This is a genomic window from Desulfovibrio sp. 1188_IL3213, assembly GCF_036763145.1.
Classification (GTDB): domain Bacteria; phylum Desulfobacterota; class Desulfovibrionia; order Desulfovibrionales; family Desulfovibrionaceae; genus Desulfovibrio.
Window position 1 is genome coordinate 1 of record NZ_JBAIYR010000212.1, and the last position, 3,900, is coordinate 3,900.

Below are 3,900 nucleotides of genomic sequence, written 5' to 3' on the forward strand. Positions count from 1 at the left end.
GCGTTCCGTGCCTTGCCTGCCCGGCCTGCCTGCAGATCGCTGCTGGCGAGCACCTTGACCTTGCCGCTTACGACGGCCGCATCAGCAACCGCGAAGATGAAGAAAATCCCGGCCCCGTACGCGCCTTCAATATGGAGCGCGTACGGGAGCTTAAAAGTCGCCTGCGCGACGCCCCCCACGGGAACGGGCGTCGCGTGGTTCTGCTTATGGGCCTTTCCCTTACTCGCGACGAGGCTGCCAACGCCCTGCTCAAGGCGCTTGAAGAACCCTCGGCCACCACGGTTTTTGTGCTGCTTGCGCCACAGCGCGAACAACTGCTGCCCACCCTGGTTTCCCGCTCTTTCTGCCTTACCCTGCCCTGGCCCGACAGTCGGGCCGCAGATGACGGCATGCGCCCGTGGGAAGAAAAGCTGGCCCACTTTCTGCTGACCGGCCAGGGACTTCTGGATGCGCTGGCCGCCAAGGGCGCGCTGGACGCCGCCCAGGCCGGCCGGCTTTTACTGTGTTGCCAGAAATCTATAAACCGTATACTTTCTGAAGCAATAACTGATACTACTTCTCCGTTGGATCCGGCCCTGGCAAGCCTGAGCGCGCACGACCTGGCCCTTGTCTGCCAATGGCTGACAGAGGCTCAGGACGCCTTGCAGTACGGACTTACCCCGGCGAGGGGCATTGAAGCTCTGGCCGCGCGCATCTATGTGCTGCGCCAGCGCAGTATGCAGGCAGAGCCGCGCGCTGCGGCCGCGGCCCGGGACTGACGGCAGGCACATACCGGATTTTCCGCAGCCTGGCATGCCGGGGCGGTATGCCAGGCTGCGGGCTGCATACGAGTCTTGATGGGGGCAATGGGGACATGAGCAGGAACTTTCGCGTCCTGAAACTTCTGGCCTGGGTGCTGTTATGCATTGCACAGGCTCTCTGGAGTTTGCCGTCCCAGGCTGCTTCCCGAACCGTACGGGCGGCCATCTTTCCCATGGGCGGCTTTCATTCTCTGGAAAACGGCCAGCCCGTGGGCTATGACGTTGATTATCTGGAACAGGTGAGCAGATACACCGGATGGCAGATAAAATTCGTCAATTTCGACACCTGGCATGCAGCCCTGAACGCGCTGGAAAAAAACCAGATCGACCTTCTTGGCGGCGCACTGCACACGCCTGAGCGCGCCGGGCGCTTTCTGTACTCCTCATATGCCAGCGGCATCACCTATACCGCCCTTGTGGCCCTCAAAGATACGCCCCTTGTCTACGAAGACTTCAAAAAATTTGAAAGTCTGCGCATTGGCGTCACCAGCGACAGCCCCTGGCGGGCGGACTTTACGGCCTATGCAGCCCACAACGGCTTTACCGCGCCAAAACTTATTCCGTTCGCGCTTGCCAAAGATTCCCGCGATGCCCTGAAAGCCGGAACCATTGACGCCATCCTGACTTCCGTCATCAGCCTTGAGCCTGACGAGACGGTGCTGGCAAAATACGATCCCAAGCCTTTTTTCTATATTGCCAGCCGCAGCAACACACAGCTCATGAAAGAGCTGGAACACGGCATTGCCCAACTCAAGCTGGAACAGCCCGACCTGGAAAACAAGCTTGCCCGCACCCATTTGTGGCGCAGCTACCAGACGCCGCTGACCAAAGCGGAAAGAGATTTCGTCCGCTCCTGCCCCCCCTTGCGGGTGGGCTACAGCCCTGCCCGCAAGCCGCTGATCTGGCACGACAGAAATACCGACGAAACCCGCGGCATCCTGCCGGGCATACTCCGCAAACTCAGTCGCGAAAGCGGCCTGATCTTCCAATTTGTGCCTATGGATGATCCGGACATGAACCTGAATGACTACTTCAGGCAGGGGAAAATAGACCTGTGCGCCGGCGTGATGTACTCCACAACGTGCAATTCCAGTCCGCTCTACACGCTCACCTCGCCCGTACTGCGCAGCGGGCTGAACCTGTACAGCAAAAAAATTTCCGAAATCCCGCCCGGCGTCCCCCTGCGCGTGGCTATACCCGCCGTCTGGCGCGGCGGACGCGTATACCTCAACTCCAATTTTCCCGACCTGCGCGTGGAGCCGTATCCCGACATCGAGTGCTGCCTTGAGGCCGTCATCGCGGGCAAGGCAGACCTTTTGCTGCAAACCAGCTTTGAAGTGGACTACCTGCTCGCCAGGCCCCGCTTTCGCGAAATAGTTCCCCTTCAGGAATACAGCGGCTTTGAAGACAACCGCCTGGCTGTCAGTGTCGCCATGCCGCCGCCCTTGTTGAATATTCTCAATAAACTCCTCATGAATGTGGACGAAAAAAGCAAAAGCCAGATCATTTCCGAAAACATTTCCGCGGTGGCTTCACCCATGAGTCTGTCGGACATGACCTACGAGCACCGTACCGTGCTGGCGATTCTGGGACAGATGCTGCTTTTCGCCCTGATTTTTTTTGCCTGCCTTGCCTATCTGCGGCGTAAAAGCGGCAGAACCGCTCAGGAGAGCGAACGCCGCCTTACCAATATGGCAAACAATATCAACGGCGGCGTCATCAGCCTCATCAACAATCCCCGCCTGGACATCCGCAATGCCAACAGCGGGTTCTGGCACTTGCTGGGCTATAACGACACCCCGCCCAAAAATCCCTGCCTGGCGGACTTTCTCAGCTCCGAGGAATCCGAAAAACTGTTCCGGTTGCTTGAAAGCCGCCGTGAAGACAATACCTCCGTCAATATGGAACTGCGCCTGCGCCGCAAAAACGGCCAGCACATACCCGCCCTGCTGCGCTGCACATGGTCCAGCGACGGGCAGGTCACGGCTGTTCCCTGCCTGGACTGCGTTGTGGTGGACATTACCGAACAAAAGCACATGCAGACTGAGCTGGAGCAGGAAAAAGAGCGCTACCGCATCCTTCTGGAGCAGTCGCAGGATATTATTTTTGATATGGATTTGGAAAAACGGCAGTTCACCTGTTCGCCCAATTTCGTCACCAAATTCGGGCGCGACAGCACGCCCATGTTTACTCCTGAGGGCCGCCCGCGCAATGATCAGATAGTGCACCCCGACGACCTGCCCGCCCTTACGGAAATGCGGCGGCGGGTACGGTCTGGCGAGCGCACTGTGTTCAGCGTCATGCGCATTCCCACGGCCCAGGGGCGGTACATCTGGTGCAGGGTGCAGACCACCCGCATCAGCAAAAAAGACGCCCCACTGCATATTGTGGGAAAAATTGTGGACATTGATGAAGAGGTGCGCCGCAGGGCCGAGCTGGAGCGCCTGTCGCAGCGCGACAGCCTGACAGACCTTTACAACAAGGTGGCCTTTCGCGAAAAAGTCATGCAGAACATACCTGTGCGCCTCAAGGGCGACAAGACGCACGCCCTGCTCTTTCTTGATCTGGACAACTTCAAGGAACTCAATGACAGCCTGGGCCACATGGCCGGCGACGCCGCCCTGATCGACGCCGCCGACGCCCTCAGGCGCATCTTTCGCAATGTGGACGCCGTGGGCCGCTTTGGCGGCGACGAATTCTGCGTCTTTGCCATGGGCATCACCCGCAACGCCATGTCCGCGCGGGCAGACTCCGTACTCAAGGCGCTGGACATGCGTTTCTACCGCGATGGAAAAACCGTGAACATCAGCGCCAGCATCGGCATTTACATGCTCGACGGCAGCGAGACCTCCTATGAAGAAGCCCTGCAGCGGGCAGACAACGCCCAGTACCGCGCCAAGCAGCTTGGCAAGAACCGCTGCGTCTTCTACGATGATCCGCCCCCGGAGCCTCCTGAGACAGAGCAGGGCTAGATGTAGTGTTTCTATAGGTTGTTCACCCTCCCCAAATCGGTAAAGCTGGAGTTACCAAACAACAGCAAACCGAGTGAGGGAAAGGGTGAACAGCCATAAGAATGCCAAACTGACGGTTCGTAGTCGAG

General features: G+C 58.7%; 2 protein-coding genes. Both read left to right on the forward strand.

The genetic code is table 11. From position 1 onward, the window contains the following. On the forward strand, positions 1 to 758 hold a 758-nt coding region (locus tag V6C16_RS08945), incomplete at its 5' end, for a DNA polymerase III subunit delta' (RefSeq protein ID WP_333543039.1). Positions 759 to 853: 95 nt separating this feature from the next. Continuing rightward, positions 854 to 3,772, forward strand: a complete 2,919-nt coding sequence (locus tag V6C16_RS08950) for a diguanylate cyclase (protein WP_333536106.1) — start codon at positions 854 to 856, stop codon at positions 3,770 to 3,772. The last annotated feature ends 128 nt before the right edge of the window (positions 3,773 to 3,900 follow it).

Excerpts from the sequence above, each read along its gene's own strand:
- V6C16_RS08950 (WP_333536106.1), top strand. The coding sequence starts at position 854 with ATGAGCAGGAACTTTCGCGTCCTGAAACTTCTGGCCTGGGTGCTGTTA.